The sequence below is a fragment of the Arsukibacterium tuosuense genome, assembly GCF_900215315.1.
Taxonomy (GTDB): domain Bacteria; phylum Pseudomonadota; class Gammaproteobacteria; order Enterobacterales; family Alteromonadaceae; genus Alishewanella; species Alishewanella tuosuense.
In genome coordinates this window covers 221199-245028 of record NZ_OBEB01000003.1, presented here as the reverse complement: position 1 = coordinate 245028, position 23830 = coordinate 221199, and the positions used below count along the sequence as shown (strand labels likewise).

The 23830-nt window shown below is 48.0% G+C and carries 19 protein-coding genes; 14 read left to right on the top strand and 5 right to left on the bottom strand.

What is annotated here, in order from left to right; all coding sequences use genetic code 11:
* Positions 1-26: 26 nt before the first annotated feature.
* The 9 genes from CRO03_RS07985 (at position 27) to secF (ending at position 12372) form a co-directional block, all read left to right on the top strand.
* Positions 27-995, top strand: coding sequence for a response regulator (locus CRO03_RS07985; RefSeq protein ID WP_097111096.1), 969 nt, complete (start codon positions 27-29; stop codon positions 993-995).
* Positions 988-1383 (top strand): Hpt domain-containing protein, encoded by a 396-nt coding sequence (locus CRO03_RS07980; RefSeq protein ID WP_097111095.1) that lies wholly within the window; start codon positions 988-990, stop codon positions 1381-1383. The genes CRO03_RS07985 and CRO03_RS07980 overlap by 8 nt, the downstream gene beginning before the upstream one ends.
* Entirely contained in the window at positions 1376-1765 is a 390-nt protein-coding gene (locus CRO03_RS07975; RefSeq protein WP_170948968.1) for a response regulator, read from the top strand. Before CRO03_RS07980 ends, CRO03_RS07975 begins: the two co-directional genes overlap by 8 nt.
* Positions 1762-6591: an EAL domain-containing protein gene (locus CRO03_RS07970; protein WP_097111093.1), complete on the top strand. Its 4830-nt coding sequence runs from the start codon at positions 1762-1764 to the stop codon at positions 6589-6591. Before CRO03_RS07975 ends, CRO03_RS07970 begins: the two co-directional genes overlap by 4 nt.
* The gene (locus tag CRO03_RS07965; RefSeq protein ID WP_097111092.1) at positions 6588-7427 is read left to right on the top strand and encodes a sensor histidine kinase; all 840 of its coding nucleotides are present in this window, start codon (positions 6588-6590) and stop codon (positions 7425-7427) included. Before CRO03_RS07970 ends, CRO03_RS07965 begins: the two co-directional genes overlap by 4 nt.
* 23 nt (positions 7428-7450) lie before the next feature.
* Positions 7451-8989, top strand: a complete 1539-nt coding sequence (locus CRO03_RS07960; protein ID WP_097111091.1) for a bifunctional GNAT family N-acetyltransferase/carbon-nitrogen hydrolase family protein — start codon at positions 7451-7453, stop codon at positions 8987-8989.
* Between the two features lie 166 nt (positions 8990-9155).
* Positions 9156-9482, top strand: coding sequence for a hypothetical protein (locus CRO03_RS07955; protein WP_097111090.1), 327 nt, complete (start codon positions 9156-9158; stop codon positions 9480-9482).
* A gap of 90 nt (positions 9483-9572) precedes the next feature.
* The gene (gene secD / locus CRO03_RS07950; protein ID WP_097111089.1) at positions 9573-11426 is read left to right on the top strand and encodes a protein translocase subunit SecD; all 1854 of its coding nucleotides are present in this window, start codon (positions 9573-9575) and stop codon (positions 11424-11426) included.
* Between the two features lie 10 nt (positions 11427-11436).
* A complete protein-coding gene (secF, locus tag CRO03_RS07945; RefSeq protein ID WP_097111088.1) occupies positions 11437-12372 on the top strand; it encodes a protein translocase subunit SecF in 936 nt (311 codons plus the stop codon).
* Positions 12373-12457: 85 nt separating this feature from the next.
* Here secF and CRO03_RS07940 read toward each other — a convergent pair whose 3' ends face one another.
* Together CRO03_RS07940 and CRO03_RS07935 are read right to left on the bottom strand one after the other, a co-directional pair.
* Positions 12458-13291: a class II glutamine amidotransferase gene (locus CRO03_RS07940; RefSeq protein ID WP_097111087.1), complete on the bottom strand. Its 834-nt coding sequence runs from the start codon at positions 13289-13291 to the stop codon at positions 12458-12460.
* The gene (locus tag CRO03_RS07935) at positions 13276-14229 is read right to left on the bottom strand and encodes an ATP-grasp domain-containing protein (RefSeq protein WP_097111086.1); all 954 of its coding nucleotides are present in this window, start codon (positions 14227-14229) and stop codon (positions 13276-13278) included. The genes CRO03_RS07940 and CRO03_RS07935 overlap by 16 nt, the downstream gene beginning before the upstream one ends.
* Positions 14230-14439: 210 nt before the next feature.
* Between CRO03_RS07935 and CRO03_RS07930 the strand changes: the two genes are divergently transcribed.
* Positions 14440-16209: an N-acetylglutaminylglutamine amidotransferase gene (locus tag CRO03_RS07930; RefSeq protein ID WP_097111085.1), complete on the top strand. Its 1770-nt coding sequence runs from the start codon at positions 14440-14442 to the stop codon at positions 16207-16209.
* A gap of 73 nt (positions 16210-16282) precedes the next feature.
* Here CRO03_RS07930 and CRO03_RS07925 read toward each other — a convergent pair whose 3' ends face one another.
* Complete coding sequence (locus CRO03_RS07925; protein ID WP_097111084.1) at positions 16283-16735, bottom strand: PA2169 family four-helix-bundle protein; 453 nt, start codon at positions 16733-16735, stop codon at positions 16283-16285.
* Between the two features lie 3 nt (positions 16736-16738).
* Here CRO03_RS07925 and CRO03_RS18390 point away from each other — a divergent pair, with 3 nt between their 5' ends.
* The 3 genes from CRO03_RS18390 to CRO03_RS07915 all read left to right on the top strand — a co-directional run bounded on the left by CRO03_RS18390 (position 16739) and on the right by CRO03_RS07915 (position 19041).
* Positions 16739-17008 (top strand): hypothetical protein, encoded by a 270-nt coding sequence (locus CRO03_RS18390; protein ID WP_141397739.1) that lies wholly within the window; start codon positions 16739-16741, stop codon positions 17006-17008.
* A 121-nt stretch (positions 17009-17129) separates the two neighbouring features.
* On the top strand, positions 17130-18494 hold the full coding sequence (locus CRO03_RS07920) for a PP2C family protein-serine/threonine phosphatase (protein ID WP_097111083.1): 1365 nt from the start codon (positions 17130-17132) through the stop codon (positions 18492-18494).
* A 22-nt stretch (positions 18495-18516) separates the two neighbouring features.
* The gene (locus CRO03_RS07915; protein ID WP_097111082.1) at positions 18517-19041 is read left to right on the top strand and encodes an STAS domain-containing protein; all 525 of its coding nucleotides are present in this window, start codon (positions 18517-18519) and stop codon (positions 19039-19041) included.
* A gap of 90 nt (positions 19042-19131) precedes the next feature.
* Here the strand turns inward: CRO03_RS07915 and CRO03_RS07910 are convergent, their stop codons facing one another.
* Together CRO03_RS07910 and CRO03_RS07905 are read right to left on the bottom strand one after the other, a co-directional pair.
* A complete protein-coding gene (locus CRO03_RS07910; RefSeq protein WP_245861530.1) occupies positions 19132-21708 on the bottom strand; it encodes a chemotaxis protein CheB in 2577 nt (858 codons plus the stop codon).
* Between the two features lie 8 nt (positions 21709-21716).
* Positions 21717-22343, bottom strand: a complete 627-nt coding sequence (locus tag CRO03_RS07905; protein WP_097111081.1) for a PAS domain-containing protein — start codon at positions 22341-22343, stop codon at positions 21717-21719.
* A 104-nt stretch (positions 22344-22447) separates the two neighbouring features.
* On the opposite strand from CRO03_RS07905, the gene CRO03_RS07900 reads away from it, so the two are divergent.
* Positions 22448-23815 (top strand): amidohydrolase family protein, encoded by a 1368-nt coding sequence (locus tag CRO03_RS07900; RefSeq protein ID WP_245861528.1) that lies wholly within the window; start codon positions 22448-22450, stop codon positions 23813-23815.
* Positions 23816-23830: the final 15 nt, after the last annotated feature.

Here is a 23830-nt window from a genome sequence, read left to right as displayed (position 1 = left end):
TTCAAATTGCAGGTTTTTCCTCATTTATGTTATCAAGAAATGTTCATGTGTTAGTGGTAGATGATGTCATACTGATGTGTGATTTTTTGTATGGTGTCGCCAATAAAGTTGCTGGTTGCCGGGCATTTAAAGCGCTGGACGGGAAAACTGCGGCAGAATTTCTGGAAAACGAGTCAATTGATTTACTGATCACTGATATTGAGATGAGAGCGCCATCAGGCCTGGAGCTGGTGCAGCGCATTCGCGCCGGTTTGTTTGCCAGCACCTCGCATGATATTCCAATTATTATGTTTTCCGGCAATGCCTACCGGGATGTAATTGAACAAAGCATCACCTTTGATGTGAACGACTTTCTCGCCAAGCCAATCACTTCGGCACTGTTATCAAAAAAAATTCAACATCACTTACAGCATCATAAAGCGATTAAGCCGGTCGCCCACTATTTACAGTTAGTGGCGGATTCTGGTGCTGTCGTTAGCGAGCCACCGGCAGATCGCGGTTTTAGTGTCGCCATTGTCCGTGAATTACCGGAAAGTAAGGCTGACGATGCTGAGCAAGATGGTGCCGGGAGTAAGACTGCAGAGAAAAAAGATTTTTTAGTATGGCCGGATAAAGCCACGACCGGTTATTTTCAGCTGGACCGGCGGATGCGGAATTTTGCCTTTAATGTTAGTTGTTTTCACAATGTTTTTGTTAGCAACTGCAAGCCGGTCGCGATTGAAAGTGAGCGTAAACGTGCCTGTGAGGCCGCTGATTATTTATTTCATATCTCAAAAAATATTAAAAACAAAGAACAACGACGCGATTTCTGGTTGTTGTTTCAACAGCGGCTGGAAAAACTAAAGCCGCATGTGCTGGAACTCAACAATATTAATATTAAACACCATAGTCAGGTGCTGGTGTTATTAAAACGACTGTCTTACTGGTGGATGCAAACCTGCAACCGGCCGATTATTCAGATTACTGACACTGATAACGAGGTAGCTGATGACTAACCTGGCCGGGCAGGCTGTCCTGGATTTAACCGTTCTGACTGAGATGTACGGTGATGACAGTGCGCACACTATTTGCCAGGTATTAACCGGTTTTCGGGATGAAGCTCAAAATTATATGGCTCAGTTGCAACAGGCAGCTGCGGCCAGCCAGTTCAGTGAGGTTGCCAGACTGAGCCATAGCTTAAAAAGCATGTGTGGTTTAGTGGGGGCTGCTCAGTTGATGGCCTGGTGCCAGACTGCAGAGCAGGCGGCGAGACAAAGCGACCAGACTGTATTAACAGATTGCTTGCTGCTGTTGAATGACGTATGGCCTGCATTGCTGGCAAAGCTCAATAGCGATTTGCAACAACACAACAATTTGCAGTTGCAAAACGATACCCATGATTAAGTTGTTGTTTGTGGATGATGACGCTTTTGTGCTCAGTGCCTATCGGCGCATGTTACATAACTCAGGCCATCAATGCGTTTTTCTGTCATTTCCGGAGCAAGTTTGGACCACCTCTGAGCTGGCGAATGTCGACATTGCGTTTATTGACCAGCAAATGCCGGGCATAACCGGCAGTATGCTGTTATTCCAATTACAGCAGCGCTTCCCGTTGATCAAAAGGGTGTTAATGTCAGGTGATGTCGATGTCGCGCTGCAGCAGCTGGTAACAGAGCAGAAGTTAGATGCCGTGCTGGCAAAACCTTGCAGCAAAACCGCGTTAATACAGTGTATCGACAAACTTAGTATTGAAAAACCTGGTAGGGGGCCGCCAATATCATTATGACGAGTAAACGCTTCCAACTTAACCGGTTAATTTCTAACTGTCTGTTCTACAGTAATATCATTATTGTTTCTTTTGCGGCGCTGCTGGTTTTGGCAAATGCTATTTTATTTAACCAGGCGGCCACCTACCGGTTTGTGATGTTGCCAGATAGCGCTTTGGGATTGCTGGCTGCAATTCTAATTTTAATTGGGGCCGTGGCTAACAAGCGCTACCTGGTTTTCAGCGGTATGTTGGCTGTCGCCATGTTGATTGGTGCAGGGCTATTCTGGCACCTGCCCGATGCCTTCATTGACAATATTGGCTGGCTGAGTGGACAAAACAGGTTGCCCTTATGGCAATGTCTCGGCTTGTTGCTGTTGTGCGCACCCTGGCTTGGCTGGAGTAACCGCCCGATGGTGTCTGGTATCAGTTTAGCCCTGCTGGTGCGGCTTGTGGCTAACGTGGGATTACTTGGTTTATCTTTAACTGTTTTAATCAGTCAGACCCTGTTAATCACTGATCTTTTTTATAGTCCCAGCCTTTCGGCATCAACTTATACGGCGCTTTACCTGATGCTGTTGGCCGTCGGCAGTATTTGTCTTCCTTATGTTAAGTGGCCTGGTGTTAACCCATTCTTACCCAGAAACGGCTGGTTACTGGTGGGTTTTATTGCGCTTTCATCCACGTTACTGTGGTTTAATTATGCGCATCAGTTACAAAGCCGAATATCGCAGTCAGCGACAGAGCTGGCGGACAGGCTGCAGCATAGTCTTGATCAAATTGTTGCCGAGCAGCGTGCGTTAATGTATCGCCAGGCAGAACGAATAGCGGTGGCCGATTCAACACTGGCAAAGACCTACTTAAACGTCGAATTTCAAAGTTACTTACGTGATTATCCTTATATCGATTACCTTGCTGTTGCCGGTGACGATGGGTTAATTCAGTACGCCAAAGCGCAGCGGCAGGACGAATTGCCTTGGTTCAACCAATACCTGGTACGCCAGAATATCGGAAGAATTGCGCCGCAAACTGATGATTTTTCTGAACCTGAGTTAACCCTGCATTATGACGGTTTCGTTGACCATGTTTTTATCTGCATCCGTTTTCCAACTGGTAATGATGCGGGGGTAAAACAGTTGGTGGCAAGTGTTGATACTGCCAGTACCCTGAAAAAAATCTTAGCGGATATCGTACCTCAAGGTTATTTTGTGCGGCTTGTTCAGCCTGAGCAACAAATCACCATATATGATTCGGCCACCAGCGTCGCTGATATCACCGCTATTGGTTTTTTTGATATTAATTTTATGACCGAGCTTAACTGGGAGTTGAGGGTATTCACCAACCTGAAAACCGGTTTAACCAGTAGCCTGGTAACGGCAGAAGTTATTTTAATCGCGGGTTGGTTTACTACCTTACTGGTTATGTTAAGTCAGAAACTGTATCAACAAAGCCAACGGCACCGCATTCGCTTGTTGGCCACTAACGATAAATTACGACATAACATCACTGAACTGAAGCGTTTGCAGTTGCAGCAGCAACAAATTATGAGCAATTCCGCTGACATGATTTGTGTTATTGATGCAAAAGGACACTTTGTCAAAGTCAGCGCCTCTTGCCAGCAAATCCTTGGCTATTTGCCCGACGAATTAGTCGGGGAGCCTTTTATTGATTTTGTTCACCCTGATGACAAAGTCATGACCGAGGACGAAGCCGCACAAATAATAGTAAGCGGTAAACTAACTGACAACTTCCGGAACCGTTATGTTTGCAAAGATGGCGGGGTTGTACACATTATGTGGGTGGCCAATTATGTGCCCAGCCAGGGTTTATTATATGCGATAGGTCGCAATTTTAACGATATCGTTAAGGCTGAACAATATGAGGCTGATCAACAGTCAATACTAAGTATGATCTCGACTGAACAGCCACTGCCCGGGATCTTAAACCAGATTTGCCTGATGGCAGAGCAGCAAAGTAGCGCCGTGCGAGCGTCGATAATGTTAAAGCAAGGCGATTACTTAAACTTAGCGGCGGCACCTTCGCTGTCGGATACGTATAAAAGTACGGCTAAAAACGTACCTGTTACAGATAATGTCGGCCCCTGTGGCGCAGCCGCTTACCATAAAAAATTGGTTGTAGCCCAGTCTCTCGAGACCGATATAAGATGGCATGACTACGCTCCTGCCGCGTTGGCGGAGGGCATACTGGCATGCTGGTCAATACCGATGCTGTCACTGCAGCAAGAGGTGCTGGGTACTATTGCCCTTTGTTGCTCTGAGGTCAGAGCCGCTACTAAAGATGAGCTGGAACTGATGACGACCTGCAGTCGCTTTGCCGCACTTGCAATAGAGCGGGCAACGCAAAAGCGTAAGTTGCAACAGAGTGAACAGCGATATCGTTCGTTGTTTCATCATAACCCGGAACCGGTATATGTTATTAAGCCCGATGGCTGCTTTGCCGATATGAATGAGGCTGGATGTCATTTATTACAGCATTCCCTGGTAACGCTGACCGGAATGCATTACAGCCAGATTATCTTGCCAGCGGATTTACTGCGGGTACAGCAACATTTTGCCAATGTGCTGGGCGGCAATCCGCAACGGTTTGAAGCCTGTATTGTTACCCGTCAGGGCCAGCAGCTTGAGCTCTATATTTCGATAGTACCTACCTGGGAAGACGGCAAGGTAACCGGTGTTATCGGTATCTCAAAAGATATTACCCAGCAGTTAAAAGCAGAACAACAATTGCGATTGTTTAAACGGGCTGTCGACGCAACGTCTAACGGTATTGTTATTGCTGATTTGCATCAAGATGACCAGCCGGTAGTTTATGTTAATCCGGCATTTGAGAAACTTACCGGCTATAACTTTGACGAGATCATTGGTCAGAATTGCCGGATGCTACAGGGCGCAGAGCCGGATAACACAGTCAACACCCTGATCCGCCGCGCCATTGCCGGGCAGCAGGAATGCAGCGTGGTGATGAAAAATTATCGTAAAGACAATAGCTTGTTCTGGAACAAGTTGTTTTTAGCTCCGGTGCCGGATGAAAGTGGCGAAATAAGCCATTATGTCGGTGTTCAAACCGACATTACTGCGCATAAGCGTTTTGAACAGGAACTGGCTTATAATGCCTCGCATGATCTGCTGACCGGCTTACCGAACCGGGCGTTGTTAAAAGACCGTTTATACCAAAGTTGCCAGCAGGTGCTGCGCCGCCAGCAGAAAATTGCCATACTATTTATTGATTTGGATGGTTTTAAGTTAATCAATGACAGCCTTGGCCATTTAGCAGGTGACGAGGTGTTGAACCAAATGGCGTTGCGGATTAAAAGCTGTATCCGCCCGGGGGATACCCTTGCCAGAATAGGCGGTGATGAATTTGTGCTGCTACTGACTGAACTGGAAGACGTACCAGAAATTGAGTCGGTGGCTGAGCGGATCCTTGAAATCGTCGCCACGCCGTTAGAGCTGGGTAATCAGGAATTGCACATGTCTGCCAGTATTGGTATCAGTATTCCGGATGACAACTTAGTTGAACCAATGCACTTAGTGCAGCAGGCGGACCTGGCCATGTACCGGGCCAAGCAGCAGGGCCGCAACAATTATCAGTGGTATAACAGTGAGTTGGAAAACGCCTCTGGTAAACAGCTAAACCTCCGGGCGCAGTTAAGAAAAGCCATCGCTAACAATGAATTTGAGTTGTACTACCAGCCGCAAATAGACGCCATCAGTGGTGATGTCGTCGGATTAGAAGCTTTGCTACGCTGGCCGCACCCTGAGCTTGGGTTTATCAGCCCGGATGAGTTTATACCGCTGGCAGAAAACATTGGTGAAATTGTGCCCCTGAGTAACTGGGTAATGCAGCAAGCCAGTCAGTATAATCAGTCATTAATTGACCGGGGTATTGCCTGCGTGGTAATGGCGGTTAATGTCTCGTCTATTCAGTTTGCCAGGGTAAATTTTGTCGAGCATCTGAAAGAAACCATCCAGCAAAGTGGCTTAGACTCCCGCTGGTTTGAAATTGAGCTGACGGAGTCGGTATTACTTGAAAACACTGAACAGGTGATTACTAAACTGCAGCAGTTACGGGAGCTGGGTGTAAAAATATCAATTGATGATTTTGGTACCGGCTATTCCAGTTTAAGTTACTTAAAACGCCTGCCCATTGATAAACTGAAAATTGATCGCAGCTTTATTCAGGATATTGTGTCAGATAAACGTGATGCAGCAATCAGTAAGGCGATCATCAGCCTGGCCCACCACCTGAATATTAAAGTAATTGCCGAGGGCGTCGAGAACGAAGCACAGGCCGCTTTACTGCGGAAAAACTTATGTGACGAGTATCAGGGTTATTATTTTGGTAGGCCAATGCCAGCGGATAAACTGGAACACTACCTGCAGAATTATCAGCAAAACCGGATTATCAGGCCCGCGATAATCGATGATGCCAGAACCATTTTGCTGGTTGATGATGAAGAAAATATTCTCAGCGCGTTAACCCGGTCACTGCGGCGCGAAGGGTACCACATTCTTAGTTGTACCAGTGCCATGCAGGCCTTTGAAGTGCTGGCACTGAATCAGGTGCAGGTTATTGTTTCCGACCAACGGATGCCTGGCATGAGCGGTACTGAGTTTCTTAGTCAGGTTAAAGATATGTACCCGGATACCATCCGAATCGTGTTATCCGGCTATACCGATCTGAAGTCGGTCACTGAGGCAATTAATAAAGGCGCTATTTATAAGTTTATGACCAAGCCCTGGCAGGAGGATGAACTGCGCCAGGAAATTAAGAAAGCCTTTGTTCAGTATCAGCAACAGCAAACTGCGAAAACGGGAGAGCTATGAGTCAGCCCGGGAACTCAGAAAAGCAACAGTTAGCACAGATGCAAATTCAGCTGCAGGTGCTAAAAGAGCAGCTGCTACAATCGGAAAAGCTGGCGTCACTAGGGCAATTGGCGGCTGGCGTTGCCCACGAAATTAATAACCCTATCGGTTATGTGTCGTCCAACATGAAAATGCTGGCAGAATATTCCAGTAGTTTAATTAATCTGGTTAAATTATTGAGTAAACAAGTTGAAGAGTCATCTCGTACTGCGTTGTGGGCCCACTTTGATTTTGATTATTTGTGTGAAGATTTACCCAAACTGGTGCAGGAGTCGGAGCAAGGCCTGGCGCGTGTGGTGGAGATAATTCGTGATCTGAAAGACTTTTCGCATATTGAAGAGGCAGAATTCGTGGAGGCTGATATTCATCAGGGGATCCAGTCGACCCTGAACCTGATCAGTAATGAATTGAAGTACAAAGCTGAAGTTGTTAAAGAGTTTGCTGAATTACCTAAGCTAAACTGTATTCCATCACAGCTTAACCAGGTTATGCTTAACTTGTTACTAAATGCAGCGCAAGCCATTGAGCAAAATGGTATTATCCGGATAACGACTGGCTTTGATGAAAACTGGGTTTGGTTTAAGGTAAGTGATAATGGCAAGGGCATGAGCAAAGCAGAACTTGGCCGGATTTTTGAGCCTTTTTATACCACTAAACCTAAAGGACAAGGCACCGGCCTGGGTCTGCCATTATCGAGAAGTATTGTCGAAAAACACCGTGGCGCTATTGATATCAGTAGTACGCCAGGCAGCGGAAGCTGTTTCACGGTTAAAATTCCACGGCAATTGCCGGGTTGAACAGCAAGAATTCAGGAGATGTTATGGAAGCCAATCACGTCGAAATTCGCCACCTTACTAATCAGGATATGGTTGAGCTGCGCGAGGCGTCAGAGCAGGTGTATCAGACGGGTCCGTTACTGACCTGGACGGCTGATATAGTAGACACCTTATTAACCAAGTTCCCTGAAGGTCAGATTTGTGTTTGCGTTGACGGCAAAGTGGTGGGCTGCGCCTTTTCGTTAATTATTGACTACAGCAAGTTTAGTGACGACCACACTTACGAGCAGATTATTTCCGGCTTTTCGTTTGATAATCATGACCCGAATGGTGATGTACTCTACGGTATTGAAGTATTTATTCATCCCGATTACCGCGGTCTGCGCCTGGCCCGCCGTTTGTATGATGTTCGCAAAGAGTTATGTGAAAACCTTAACTTAAGGGCCATTATGGCCGGCGGCAGAATGCCGAATTATGAGCAACACGCCGATAAACTCAGTGCCAAGCAGTATATTGAAAAAGTTAAACGTAAAGAGCTGTATGATCCGGTACTGAGTTTTCAGCTGGCTAATGGTTTTCACGTTCGTAAATTACTGAAAGGCTACATTCCGGGCGACGTTGAGTCGCAGGAATATGCCACCTTACTTGAATGGCTGAATATTTATTATACCAAGTCAGTCAAACTGATAAATGCGCCTAAGTCTGAAGTACGGCTGGGTTTGGTGCAATGGCAAATGCGTAGTATGGAGAATATCGAGAAGCTATTTGAACAAATGGAATTTTTTGTTGATGCCGTGTCGGACTACAAAAGTGATTTTATTTTGTTTCCGGAGTTGTTTGCTGCACCACTAATGGCACATTACAACCATTTAAGTGTGACCGAAAGTATTCGCCAGCTGGCTAAATACACTGAAACCATCCGCGATAAATTTATCGATTTCGCCATAGCCTATAACATCAATATTATTACCGGTAGCATGCCTTACCTGATCAACGGTAAATTGTATAACAGCGGTTTTTTGTGCCGGCGTGATGGTAGCTGGGAGCAGTACGACAAGGTACACGTGACGCCGGCAGAAAAGCGCAACTGGGCCATGACCGGCGGCAATAAGGTGGAAGTATTTGACACCGACTGCGGCAAAATCGGCATTATGATTTGTTACGACGTGGAGTTCCCAGAATATGCCCGCTTATTATCCGACCAGGGCATGAATATTCTGTTTGTACCCTTTTTAACTGACACCCAGAACGGTTATACCCGGGTAAGGCACTGTGCCATGGCCCGCGCCATTGAAAACGAGTGTTATGTTGCGATTGCCGGTGCAGTGGGTAACCTGGCCCGGGTAAATAACATGGACATTCAGTATGCCCAGTCAGCGTTGTTTACACCATCAGATTTTGCTTTTCCGACCACGGGTATTAAGGCCGAAGCGACGCCCAACTCTGAGATGTTACTGATTGTAGATGTTGACCTAGATGCATTAAAAGAGCTGCATACACATGGTAGTGTACATACGATGAAAGATCGGCGACATGATGTTTATCAGTTGTCTTTACTTAACCCTCCTAAAAAGAAGAAATAACCGATATTGAGCATTAGTTACTGAGACGATAAAAGCAGCTATTAACCAACTATTTGTTGGCTAATGGCTTGTTTCATCTTTGGCGAAGCCTCATTATAGCGACAGGTCACTAGCCGGAACAATGGCTGTTTGCTAGTTCTGCCTGTGATAAGTCTTTTGAGGTGCTATGCGTTGGTTCAGTAGTTTCGCCATACTGGTTTATTTAAGCTTATTGTGCTCGCCACAAGCAATGGCTGTGCACGATAGCCGCTTATCACCTCTGGCTGATACGCAATTGCAGGGGCTCCATCCGGCAATTAACTCAGCCCTTAATCAAAAAACCTTAGTCGCAGACGATGCTGACGACGAACCCAAAGTAGCTATAGCCGTTGTCAACTATGGCAGTTATCAGCTTGTACTTTGTACCAAGCCTGCTGCAGCATATCGTACTACTTCATCCTGTGTGGCCCAGACCCATCAGGCCCGCGCTCCTCCGGTCTTCTCTTCACGCTGATACTTAAACCGCGACAGATGCTCTGTTGCCTTTTTTCTGCCCTGCTATTGCGTTGCGGTAGTGGTGCTGAGTATGTGAAGGACAAAAACAATGTTAAATAAAAACCCGGCGTGGCGTTACGTGGTCGTGATCGCCATGCTGTTAATTTGTATGTTATATGCACTGCCAAATTTATACCCGGAAGATCCGGCACTGAATATCAGTGCAGCCCGCGGCGCGGTGGTCGCAGAGCAAAGTGTGACAGAGCTTGAACAAGGTTTCGCCAAAGCAGGTATTGCGGTTAAATCGCTGCAACTGCAGGATGGTAAAGTGTTAGCCCGGTTTGCCAGTACCGAACAGCAACTGCAGGCGCGAGATCTGGCAAAAAGTGTCTTAGGTAGCAACTACATTACTGCACTTAGCCTGGCACCGGCTACACCTGACTGGCTGACCGCGATTGGCGCCACGCCAATGAAACTGGGGCTGGATTTACGCGGCGGTGTGCATTTTCTGCTGGCTGTTGATATGCAGGCTGCGCTGGACAAGCATTTAGCGGATCTGGTTAGTCGTTTTCGCACGGATTTGCGCCAGGCTCAGATCCGTTATCTGAGTGTCAAATCGGAGCCTGCCACAGCGCATATCGTAATCAACTTTCGCCAGGCAGCAGATATGAATGCTGCAGCGTCAGTGCTGACATCCCAGGATAGTCAATTGTTGATTGCCGAAGGCCCGGATAAGCTGAGTCTGCAGATTAGCTTAACTGAACAGCGCCAGCGTGAGATCCGAAACTATGCACTGGAACAAAATATCACCATAATCCGCAACCGGGTCAATGAAATTGGCGTCGCTGAGCCTGTGGTGCAACGTCAGGGGGCAGACCGCATTGTGGTGCAGTTACCCGGCGTACAGGACACCGTTCAGGCCAAAGAGATTCTCAGCGCAACCGCCACCCTCGAGTTTCGTCTGGTAGACACCGACAGCGATTTAACCGCAGCGCTGGCAGGGCGGTTACCTGCGAATGCTGACTTATATTACAGCACCGACGGCAGGCCAATATTGCTTGATAAGCGGGTAATGCTGACCGGTGATCATATTACTGATGCCACTTCAGGGTATGACGAATATAGTCAACCAAAAGTTAGCATTAAGCTGGACACCGCCGGCGGCAGCTTGATGTCAGAGGCATCAAAAGAGGCTATTGGCCGCCGGCTGGCATCAGTATTTATTGAATACAAACCGGGCAATGAGCTGAACACTGATGGCACGCCTTTATTAGTTAAACAACAGGAAGTGATTAACGACGCCACCATCCAAATGCGCTTAGGCCGTGATTTTGATATTACCGGTATAAGCTCACCGGCTGAAGCACAGCATCTGGCCAGTTTACTGCGGGCAGGTGCCCTGATAGCACCGGTACAAATTATAGAAGAGCGCACTATAGGGCCCAGTCTGGGTAAGGAAAATATTGAGCTGGGTGTTACTGCTATTCAGTGGGGCCTGATGGCGGTGTTGTTATTTATGCTGGTGTATTACAAAGCGTTTGGCGTGGTAGCGAATATTGCGCTTGGCGCTAACCTGATCCTGATGGTGGGTGTGATGTCGATGATCCCGGGGGCTACTCTGACATTACCGGGCATGGCCGGCATCGTGCTTACCGTCGGCATGGCGGTAGACGCCAATGTACTTATATTTGAGCGAATACGCGAGGAGCTCGCTGAGGGCCGCTCAGTGCAGCAAGCTATTCATCAGGGTTACGATCGGGCTTTTGCCACCATTGCCGATTCCAATATTACCACCTTGCTGGTTGCCCTGGTGCTATTTGGCGTAGGGACAGGCCCGGTGAAAGGCTTCGCAATCACCCTGGCGATTGGCATTATCACCTCAATTTTTACTGCAGTGGTAGGTAGCCGCTTATTGGTTAACTTAATTTGGGGTGGCCGCCGCTTGCAGTCACTGCCGTTATAGGGAGTAGGGTATGCAGATTTTTAATTTTAGCCAGCCCATTAATTTTATGCGGCTTAAATGGCCGGCGCTGCTGTTATCAGCGTTGCTGATAACAGGTTCTTTTGCTTCCATTTTCAGCCAGGGAATTAACTGGGGGCTCGATTTTACCGGCGGTACTGTTATCGAAGTCGGCCTGAATGAGGGGGCTGATTTAACCGCCATGCGCCAGACGCTATCCGTCGCCGGCTATCCGGATGCGGTGATCCAGTTATTCGGTTCAAGTAAAGACGTGCTAATCCGTATTCCGCTCAGACCGGATCTTGAACAGGCGACAGTCGGCGAGTCGGTGCTACAGGCACTGAGCGCGGAGCTGGCTGAACCGGTAACCCTGCGCCGGGTAGAGTTCGTGGGGCCGAGTGTCGGGGAGGAGTTAAAACAGGACGGTGGCATGGTAATGCTGGTGGCGCTGATTGGTATTCTGCTGTACGTTGCTATGCGGTTTGAGTGGCGATTATCGGTGGGAGCCGTGTTGTCGCTGGGCCATGATGTTGTGCTGACACTGGGCCTGTTTTCAGTACTGCAACTGGAATTTGATTTAACCGTACTGGCGGCTATTCTGGCACTAATTGGTTATTCCATTAACGATACGATAGTGGTTTTTGACCGGCTGCGGGAAAGTTTTCGTAAACTACGTGATGCGACCGTGGATGAAACCATTAACGCTGCCATTACTTCAACATTAAACCGGACAGTAATAACGTCGCTTACCACAGTGCTGGTGCTGCTGGTGCTGTTTTTTATGGGCGGAGCGCTGATCCATGGTTTTGCTACTGCTTTGTTGTTTGGTATCGTTATCGGTACCTACTCATCAGTGTATGTAGCCAGTGCTATCGCTGAAGTATTAGGTATTAGCCGCGAGGATCTGTTGCCGCCGCCCCCTCCGGAAACAGAGACCGAGTTCAGTTAGCAGCAGGCAACCCAACAATATACGGCCTGCAACGGCCGTTTATTGTTTTTAATCGCACGGTTGTCAATGTTCCATGCTGATCTGGTTAATCATCGAGAAAACGTTCAGTTGTAACTTCGTTTCTGAACACTGTAGTAAAGGAGTTATTAGGGATTTTGGTCCATTTGTCGCTGATGTTGTCCAGTGGCTCTGAGACAATAATAGTGCTGGCTGCGGGTATTTGCGGTTTATCTTCTGCAAATTCCTGCAAACAGCCGCTATCGTTAGAGACAAACTGGGTCATGGGCGCTTCATTGTATGAATAGCGCAACGTGTATAGTTTTCTACCATCTGAAAAAGCACAGGACAGATTTAACACCCCGTCTTTATCGAAATTGCTGAGGACCTGTAATACTTCTCTGACCATTTTTTGCATCGCAGCTTTCGGGTTATCCAGCAAACCATAACTAATAGCCAGGTAGAAAAAGGTTTCACTGTCGGTAGTGCCCTGCAACAATGGAAAGAGCTCAGGGGCGATTTTTAACTGCAATGGGCGGCGTAATTTATCGAAATGGCTGATGTGACCATTGTGCTGAAATAACCAGTTTTTATAGCCAAAAGGGTGGCAGTTGGCGCGCTGAATATCGCCGGTGGTAGTGGCTCTGATATGCGCCAGAAAGGTATGCGACTGCACCTGATGGCAAAGGTTATCGAGATTAGTGTTATGCCAGGCTGGCAAATCGTCTTTGAACAGACCCGGTGTATCGCGTTTGTCATACCAGCCAATACCAAAGCCATCGCCATTAATACTCAGCAGCTCGCCGCTGGTGGTGTAATTCATCTGACTGTGCCGGCTTTGTACGACCAGCGAGTGATCAGGTTTGGTAACAAGGGTATCAAGATAAACCGGTTTGCCGGTGTAGGCTATCCATCGGCACATAAAATCCCCCGAGGTGATTCAAGTACTTTAGCACTAGTATAGTGTTGCTCATAAAAGTTGCACACCCGGGCTACTACATGGTCGATAATGGCATCAGCGATATTTATACCGGTAACATTCTCAATCCCCTGCTCTCCGGTAAAATCCGGAGATACATTAACCTCCAACAACATTGGACCTGAATCAGCGCGAATAAAATCGACGCCGGCAACATTAATGCCGATGGCGGCAGTCGCTGACAGCACAATTTCCTCTTCCTTTGCGGTAAGCTGATACGGCTCTGAGCGGCCGCCCAATGCAACATTTGATCTGAAGTCGCCATCCTGAGAGCGGCGACACATAGCCGCCACCACCTTACCGCCAATAACGAAAGCCCTGATATCAGTGCCGGCCGCTTCTTCAATGAAAGATTGAATAACATAGCTGGCGCCCAGCTGACCAAAAGTTTTGACGATGTTGTCCATTTCTTTTACGTTGCGGGCCAGAAAAATACCGGTGCCTTCAGTGCTCTCAATTAATTTAACGATCATCGGCGTACCAATAGTTTTGGCCAGCTGCCGGAAACCCTGTGGGGTGTAAGCAATACCGGTTGCCGGAAAGGGCAGGCCCCTCGCCAGTAAATATTGCAGACTTTTAAGTTTGTCCCGCCCCAGCCGCAATGCCTCAGGCGACTCACTGACGTAGGTTTCACTACAAATAAACTGCTGCAACACATTAGTGCCATAATCTGTAAAGCTGACATTTAGCCGTGGCACTATGGCGTCAAAGGTTTTGGTTATATCCTGGTCGCGCCAGTAAATTATCGGTTTTTCACTGGTTAGTACCATGCTGATATCCCTTATATTGTAAAGCTCAGCGTTATGGCCCTTTTGCTGTGCCGCATCCAGCAGCCTTTGGTCGTCCTTTACCTGGTCCGTGGACAAGATACAGATATTCATCCTGACTTAATCCTCACCATTTGTTATCTAAAAGTAAAGTGTAGCACAGCAAGACCAAGTCATTTCTGCAGCCAAAAATTCAAATTTGCGACTAGACTTAGCATTTCAAGCTGCATTTAAGTCAGCGTTTGATCATTTAATTGCCTGATCATCTATCAGGGCAGTGGAGTTAGGTGCGGCTACTGTTGGTTACTTAGGCAGAGGAAAAGTATGTGTGGAATAGCAGGAGAAATTAACTTTCAGGGTAAAGCATCAAGTCATTATGTTAATTCAATGTTGGATCATCTGGCGCCGCGCGGTCCGGATGGCTGGGGTTTAGCCGCGCAGGGCAACATGTGTTTTGGCCATCAGCGCCTGAAAGTAATAGATTTATCGGCGGCAGGGGCGCAGCCGATGCATGACGCCAGCCTGGGGCTGACTATTGTGTTTAATGGCTGCATATACAACTACAAAGCGTTGCGCCATGAGCTGGAGCAACTGGGCCATACGTTTTTTTCAACCAGTGACACTGAGGTAATTCTGAAGGCTTATGCTCAGTGGCAAGAGCAATGTATGAGCCGCTTTAATGGTATGTTTGCCTTTGCTATCTGGCATCGCGACAGTAACAGTACCTTCTTTGCCCGCGACCGGTTGGGTATAAAACCATTGTATTATCACCATAATCGCGATGGTTTCTGGTTTTCATCAACATTACCATCGTTATTAAAGTGCCCGGAAGTGCCAGCAAAGTTAAGCCCGCTGGGCGTGCATCAGTATATGTCTTTCCGGGCTATTGTTGGCGCTGACACCTTATTCAGTAACGTACATAAATTATTACCCGGTCATTGGTTGAAAGTCAGCGCCGATGGAGAGCTGAGTCAGGGCTGCTACTGGCAGCTGACCAGCAAAGTGGACGACAATGACCAGCGCAGTGAGCAGGACTGGCAACAGGCACTAAGGGCTGCCCTATTTACCAGTGCCAAACGCCGGCTCGAAGCAGACGTGCCGGTAGGCGTGTTACTGTCTGGCGGAGTAGACTCGTCGTTACTGGTGGGAATGCTAAGTGAGTTGGGTCAGAAAAAGTTACATACATTTTCAATTGGTTTTGACAATGTGGCGGAGGAGGAGGGCAATGAATTTAAATACTCTGACATTATTGCTGAACATTATGCTACCGAACACAACAAGATTTTTGCCCGCCACAATACTTTGCTAACGCATTTACGCCCTTGTATTGACGCGATGTCTGAACCGATGGTCAGCCATGACGTTATCGGCTTTTATTTGCTGGCACAGGCGGTAAGCCAGCATGTAAAAGTGGTGCAAAGTGGTCAGGGAGCAGATGAAGTGTTCGCCGGTTATCACTGGTATCCACCAATGACGGATGTTGCAGATAATGATGCTGCTGAGCGTTATGCACAGGCCTATTTTTCTTGGGACGAAGCAGAGCTGGCCCGGGTACTGGCGCCCGAATATTGTCTGCGTAATGAATCGTTAAACCTGGTACAGCAGCATTTTGCCAGCTGTGGTTCACGCTTACCGGTAGATAAAGCGCTGCATCTGGATACCGCAGTGATGCTGGTCGATGATCCGGTGAAACGGGTTGATAATATGACCATGGCATTTGGCTTGGAGGCGCGGGTACCGTTTCTGGACCACGAACTGGTCGAACTAGCCTTTCAGATGCCGCATCCGTTAAAACTGCGTGACGGAGGTAAATACCTGTTAAAGCAGGTTGCCAGAGACATTATTCCCAGTGCCGTTATTGACCGGCCAAAAGGCTATTTTCCGGTACCGGCCCTTCGCCAGATGCAGGGCGAGTATCTGGAATTGGCGAAAGAGGTGTTTAGTCAACCTGCAGCCCGGCAGCGTAAATTGTTCAATATGGACTATATCGATGCCATGCTGGCGGCACCTGAGCAGTATACCGGTAAATTTGGATCAAAACTGTGGCAGGTTACTCTGCTGGAACTTTGGTTACAGCAGCACGGCATTCACTAAGCAGATGTGATAGCAGCATTAAATGCAGAGCAAAAAAAACGGCCATTACGGCCGTTTTTGCTGGTAGTCGGTGTTAGTGACTAGTGGCTTTTTTCAATGCCCGCATTTCATCATGGCATTCCTGCATTGTGGTTAGCGACTGCCGCAATGCCGTTTCAAACTGCGGCGGCTGGTTTTCTTTCAGAGCTGCCTTTAGCTCTTCCAGCGTTTTATCTTCGACTTCTTCAAGTTGGCTGATGTAGGTGTGCTCTTTATCAGATGAAACTGCGCCTATTACTTTGGTATACACCTTACGGGCTTCAACAGTAAAGGCAGAGCCATCTTCACGCTTACCATCTTCCTGAATAGCAAAGGGTTGCAGGCGTTCTTTAACCAGGCGACGGGCATTTAGCATCCGGTCAAAAAACTGCGCCAGCTGACGATCATCAACTTTTTCTTTGGCATCACCATAAAAGTCGATGCCACTGTTAAGCACCTGAATAATGTCGTGTACATGTTTAATGTCTGGATTATTTAACTGTGCCATAAGGTGAGTTCTCCATTTCATTTAAAATTTCAGCAGATTTTATTAGCGACGAAGACATTAGCTACACTAAGTTGCCAGGTCCGTGCTGCTGCTGGGACAATTAACTGGGTGCAGCTTACACGCCAATGTCGGCAGCAAGATTTAACTCTTAGCGTTGGAATGGATTATGCTGCTGATTATTATCATAAAAAATATTTGAAGTTTATGCCTTCTGAAGTGATCTGCCCGGTTACCGGCTGGCGTTTCACCGCAACTATTTCATACTCTAGTTAACAAACCTGTAATTTTTACCAGAGGTTTTCTGGCAGAGTCTTGCTAAAAATTGGGTGTTTTCGGCCCGGGTTTACTATGCTACCGTCAGATGACTACTTTCATTAATGGAAGGAATGGTCGGATGGCACCTAATGTTGCTGCCGGAGATAATGTGAAAGTTCAGAGTAAGTCAGATCCAGCCGATGAACTTATGGTGTTCGCAGATGACAGGAACACGCCAAACAACGAATACCAGTATTGGACGGTGCTTATTGTCGACGACGATCCTGAAATTCATCAGGTAACACTGCTGGCGCTGCGCGACTTTTATTTTCAGAACCACAAACTTAAATTTATAAGTGCCTATAGTGCTGCTGAAGCAAAACCCATTTTAACCGGTAATAACGATATTGCGCTGGTTTTGCTGGATGTAGTGATGGAAACCGACGATGCCGGTCTGACACTGGTGCATTATATCCGGGATACTCTGCAAAACCACCTGGTTCGTATTGTACTGCGCACTGGTCAGCCCGGCCAGGCGCCTGAGCAAAAGGTGGTGCAGGACTACGACATTAACGATTACCGGGCAAAAACTGAATTAACGGTGCAGCGTTTAACTACAACAGTGCTGTCAGCGCTACGGGCATACACTGCCATTAAAGAACTGGCTACGTTAAACGATACCCTTGAAGCAAAGGTTCAGGCCAGAACAGCAGAGCTGGCAGTCAGCAATCAGCAGCTACAACAGTCGTTGGCAGAGCTTGAAGCCGGTGAACGTGCCGGTAAGCAGGTACAATTTAAAATGCTGCCACCGGCCAGCTTTCGCTGTGGCGAATATCATTTCAGCCATGCCCTGTATCCATCGGCCTATATGAGCGGCGATTTTGTCGATTATTTTAATGCTGACGATCATCAGGTGGTATTTTATATTGCTGATGTCTCGGGGCATGGCGTGGCATCAGCCTTTGTCACTGTATACTTAAAGCGCTTCGTCAGCTCTTATTACGAGCGGTATCAGCGAGGCAACGCCAATACTTTGCTTGACCCGGCGGCGATGCTCAGTGCGCTTAACACTGAATTACTGCGGGAAAACATGACCAAGTATATCGCGCTGTTTTATGCGATACTGGATACCCGTAGCCACCAGCTTACTTATGCTAATGCCGGTGCTTATCCCTGGCCTTTGCTTCATAATGATCAGCAACAACTGCAGCAGGCAACTTACCTGGAGCTGAAAAGCACACCGGTTGGCATGTTCGATTTTGCCAGTTACCAGAATCATTCGCTTGTCATGAGGGAGGCCAGCAGTTTGTTGTTGTGCTCAGACGGACTATTAGACTTACTACCGCAACAGACAACCGAGCAGAAACTGCAGTTTCTGAAAGACCATAGTGTAAATAACACCGATATAGCCGGGCTACTGCAAAGCCTTAAGGTTAATCCGGATCAGCCATTACCCGATGACCTGACTATACTTAAGCTACGTCGGTACACTAACAATTCTTAACGTAACCGCAAGCGAGTAATTGATGAGTGAGCAAGAACAGGTCCTGTTTGCCAGCATAAATAATTGCTGTTATTTCAAATTATGCGGTGAGCTGCGGTATACCAACGCAACGGGCATGGATGATTTAATTGAACGCTTGTTCAGCACCCGGATAGAGTGTGCTCAGGTGGTTATCGATTTAAATCAGGCAACCTTTATCGACAGCACTTATGTTGGCTTGCTGGCCGGTCTGGCACGATACTGTCAGCAGCAGCAACTGCCAAAACCCACTCTTTTTTCCACCCAAAGTGAAATAAACGAACTGCTGTTTGGCTTGTGTCTGGACCAGGCATTTCAGATTATCCAGCAGCCGACCACTGTACCCCCGGATAATCTACCTGGGGGCACATTGCCTGAAAATACGACAGATATTGCCACTCAGTCATATAGCGAGCAGCAACAGGGCCGGATGATTTTACGGGCACACGAAGCATTGATTGCGCTGAATGATAAAAATAAAGCGGAATTTCAACCAGTGGTTAACTTACTGAAGCAGCAGTTAAAATAATCATCAACCGGCTTAAACTCAACAGAGGGAGACTGAGATGGCGTCAATTCTACCTATGCCACCTGATGTGTTGGATGAGAACCCGGTAAGCTAATGCTTTGACTTTTCACGCAGCGCCGCCTCGAGTTCTTTGGTGGCGCTGATATCCACCAGGGTAATAACGACACCATCAATCATATTATCCAGGGTTCGGTAAGGCATTATCCGCACTGAGAACCAGCGCTCGTCATTCGTAGGTATCTGTTTCTCACAGAATTTCAATGTCCGTAGAGTGTCGAGTGCATCGTCATGCAGATTAGGGTACAGCAGGCTGCTGGTCAGGTCGCTTAATGGCCGGCCTAAATCGCTCTCCCGCAGGTTAATGATATTCGCTGCGCGATCGGTATAGCGGCGGACATTCAATTGTTGATCTAAAAATAAAATGGCGATTTCAACGCTGTTCAGGGTGTTTTGCAGATCGCTTTGAGCGAGGGCCAGGTCGTCCAGTTTGGTCTGTAATTCAGTGTTAATGGTTTGCAGCTCTTCATTCATCGACTGCATTTCTTCTTTGGAGGTGGTTAACTCTTCGTTAGTTGACTGTAGTTCTTCGTTGGTTGATTGTAATTCTTCGTTGCTCGATTGCAGCTCTTCTCTTGAGCTGCGGGTTTCTTCCCGTAAGCTCTGAATTTCAGCGAGGTACTGTTGTTGAACTGCCGCCAACGACATATCAATGCCAGCAGCAGGCGTATGCGGATTGCTCAGCACCACATCACGAAACACAACCATTGTCATACCGTTTAACGCCGCAGGTTCGTGTAAAAGCTGCACGGTGACATCAACCTGCTGGCTATCATCGCCACTTTGCAACGGCAAGCGATGTAATTGTAGTGGCTCAGCTTTATTTTCTGTTTTGTTCGATCTGACTTGCTGTAAGGCCATGGCAAGCGGTGCCCGCAGGCCGTCACGCACCATCGCATGAAAATTCCAGTTGGCTTTGCCGGCGGCCGGCTCAAGATATTTTCCGGTGCGGCCGCTGATATAAATAATATCACCGTCACCGTTCACTACCACAGCGGCGGGTGCGTAAACCTGCAACAGCACCTGATCGGCTGCAGTTTGCAGGCTGTCGCTATATGGGGAAGGAGTTTTGTTCGTCGTCACCGGGTGCTCCTTGGCTAACCGTGATAGTGGGGGGAACGAGGTTACTGCTGAATTGCGATTTTTGTTTGCGATGGGATCTATGCGCTGATAAAACCGCAGCTTTGGCTGCATTGTTGCAAATAACTCATCAAATCTGCCAATAGTTTCTGAACTGCCCAGTAGCAAAACACCATTTTGACTAAGGCTGTAGTGCAGCAATGGCATTAGCGTTCGCTGCAATCTGGCATCAAAGTAGATCAGCAGGTTACGACAGACAATTAAATTTTGCCGGGTAAACGGCGGGTTCAGAATAACATCGTGCTGGGCAAACAACACCATATCGCGGATTTGTTGTTTCACCTGAAAGTAATTGTCATGCCGGATAAAAAACTGATTTAGCTGCTCAGCGCTTAGTTGCTCACTAATTACTAATGGATACTGGCCACGCCGCGCTTTAGCGATGGCATCAGGGCTGAGATCAGAGGCGAAAATTTTTAAGCTGAATTTTTGAAATTCAGGCTGATGCTGTTGCAACTGACAAAACGTCATGGCTAACGAGTAGGCCTCTTCACCGGTAGAGCAACCAATACTCCAGGCCCGCAGCGAGGTCGACTCTTTTTGCTGCGCCAGTAGTGCGGGTAAGGCCGTGTTCGCCATATAATCCCACACTTCAGCGTCACGAAAGAACTCAGTAACGCCAATCAGCAATTCTTTAAACAGTAAGTCATTTTCCTGCGGGTTAACCCGGAGAAAATCTGCATACTGCTGCATCGAGTCAAGCCCGTGAATGCCGATACGTCTTTCAATCCGTCGCTGCAGAGTGCTGGTTTTGTATAAGGAGAAATCATGCCGGCTATGGCTTTGTAACAGGCTGATAATTTGCTGCAATGCACTCGTCGATGTGTCCGATGAGCTGGCGGGTTCGCTCGGTTGCTGGTCGGGCGTGTGATTAGGCATGGATAAATGCGCCCGGAAAGACAGAATATGCGCAGGCAGCTCAGCAGGCCCGGCAATAATATCAACACCGCCACTAGCGATAGCAGATTCTGGCATTGAACTGAATTGTGCCGATGCCGGTTGCTGCGCGGCAGCCAGGCCACCTGCTGCTTTAATTGCCTGCATTCCAAGGGTACCGTCGTTTCCCATCCCCGATAAAATAACCCCAATCGCATTTTCGCCTAGTGCGGCAGCCAGTGAATTAAACAAAATATTCACCGGCAGGCGCATGCCTCTTTGCTCTGTCGGTTTCGTGAGCTGCAATCTGCCATTGTTCAGTCTGAGCTCGGTATTGGGGGCAATGACGTATACCTGGTTGGCACAAACAGTCATGCCATCAGTTACTTGTTGCACTTTCATGCTGGTTGCCCGCTGCAGTAATTCCGGTAGCATGGCTTTTTTAGTCGGATCCAGGTGCTGAACGATGATCCAGGCCAGACCGCTGTCTGGCGGCGTGTGTAACAAAAATTGGTCCAGCGCCTCCAGGCCGCCGGCTGAGGCTCCGATGCCGACAATTGCAGGAACAGTGGTTATTGCAGTGGCAGGGTTCAAAGCAGTACTCACGTCAGCATGATAAGAATAGCTTTATGATCGGGGCTCAGACTGATGGTCAGGCGCAGGCTGTCTTCACTGGCCTTAGTATTTTCGCTTTGGTTGGCCGACGCCGTTGTTACCAGTAAGGTCGCGCGTTGCTGATTACGCTGGGCTCTGGCAAGGGCGGCGACAAATAAAGGGCGGCAAGATGCACTAAGCAGTGATAGGAATGAGCGGCCAGTAAGCGGCCGGCAAGGCTGCTCTGGCCTGGCGTCTGTCAGGAACGCAAACAGGCGCCCCGCGGCATCATTGTTTTTCGTTATGATGCCGTCGGTACCGAGTATAAAACAAGCTGCAGGGTTTATATCAAAGAACTGTTGGTAACAGGCAAATTCGTGGTTAACGTTATGTTCGTTCTGCTGTAATTGCTCCAGCTGTAAATCCAGTTCTATCTGATGAACTTGTAATTCATGCAATAATTTTAAGCCGTCACTGGCCGTATTACCCGCACTACTTAGCCGATAAAGTACAGCCAAAGCATCTGCACTGGCGTTAAAAGCCGTACTTAACTGTGCAGTACCGCTACGCAGCTGCTGCTCAGCCAGTTGTCGCAGTGAAGCGGTAAACTGTGATGGATCATTTGGCTTTGCCATACATATCTTCAGTGACGACTAAACGTACTGTAGTATAGCCCTATTAGTAGACGGTAAATACCTGTTCAGTAAAGTTAACTTTTTATTTCATGGGAAACATCATTATGACAATCAGCAGAATTATTGTTAAAGCGGGCTTATTCAGCTTACTGTTTGTGCTGCCAGTTCGGGCTGATGCACCGGGAGCAACGGTATTTGACCAGGTGCATGTGCTGCCGATGCCTGCCGCTGATGACTCGCCTGAGCAACGGGTACTTCGTAATCAAAGGGTAGTGGTAAAGGGTGACCGGATTATCGCCGTCGGTTCAGCGTCTGAGGTTGCAATCCCGGACGGGGCAACGCGGATTGATGGCCAGGGCCGGTTTTTACTGCCCGGTCTGGCCGAGATGCATGGTCATGTGCCGCCGCTGGTCGATTTCAGTGGTATGCCAGAGCGATATCTCAATGATGTTCTTACCCTTTATCTGGCAGGTGGGGTAACCACAGTGCGCGGCATGCTTGGCCATGACCAGCAGTTACGTTTAAAAGATGATATTGCCAGTGGCAGGCGGCTGGGCCCGACCTTGTACCTGGCGGGCCCCAGTTTTAATCAGCGTACCGTTACTTCGACAGAGCAGGCACGTGAGCGGGTGCAACAGCATAAAGCGGAGGGCTGGGACCTGCTGAAAATTCATCCGGGTTTAAGCCTGGAGCATTATCAGGCCATCGCTGACGAAGCCCGTAAACAAAATATTAATTTTGCCGGCCATGTGCCAGAGGCGGTTGGTATTGAGCAGGCGATTTTGCTTGGCAGTCGCACTATCGATCATCTTGATGGGTATATGGCTGCGCTGGGTGGTTTTGACAAAGCGTTATCGGCTGAGGATATGGCACCTCTGGTAGCGCTTACTAAAGAACATAAGGTGGCAGTGGTACCTACAGAAGCTTTATGGCAAACCATCATTGGTGCGGCTGATGTAACAAAGTTGCAGGCTTATGATGAGCTGAAATATATGCCGGCCCGGGTAATTGCTGGCTGGCAGCGATACTTGCAGGCTGGCAGCGGGGCTTATTACACGGGTGAAACGGCGGCAATACATGCCCAAAACCGCAAGCTGTTGCTGGGGGAGTTAAACCGGGCCGGGGTCACTATTTTACTGGGTACCGATGCTCCGCAATTATTCAGCGTGCCGGGCTTGTCACTGCGCCGGGAAATACCAAAGATGACTGAGGCAGGCATCAGCAACTATGACATTTTGCGCAGTGGCACCGTGCTGGTTGGTGAGTATTTTGCTGACAAAGATCAGTTTGGCCAGGTACAAGCGGGGCAGCGCGCTGATTTATTGTTGGTTGACGGTAATCCATTGGACGATTTGAGCGTGCTGTATCAGCCTGCCGGTGTAATGGTGCGTGGTCAGTGGCTGGGCAGAGACAAGCTTGATGCCATGCTGGCTGATATTGCAAAGGCGCGGCTGGCGGAAAGTAAAGAGTAAGCCTGACAAAAACAG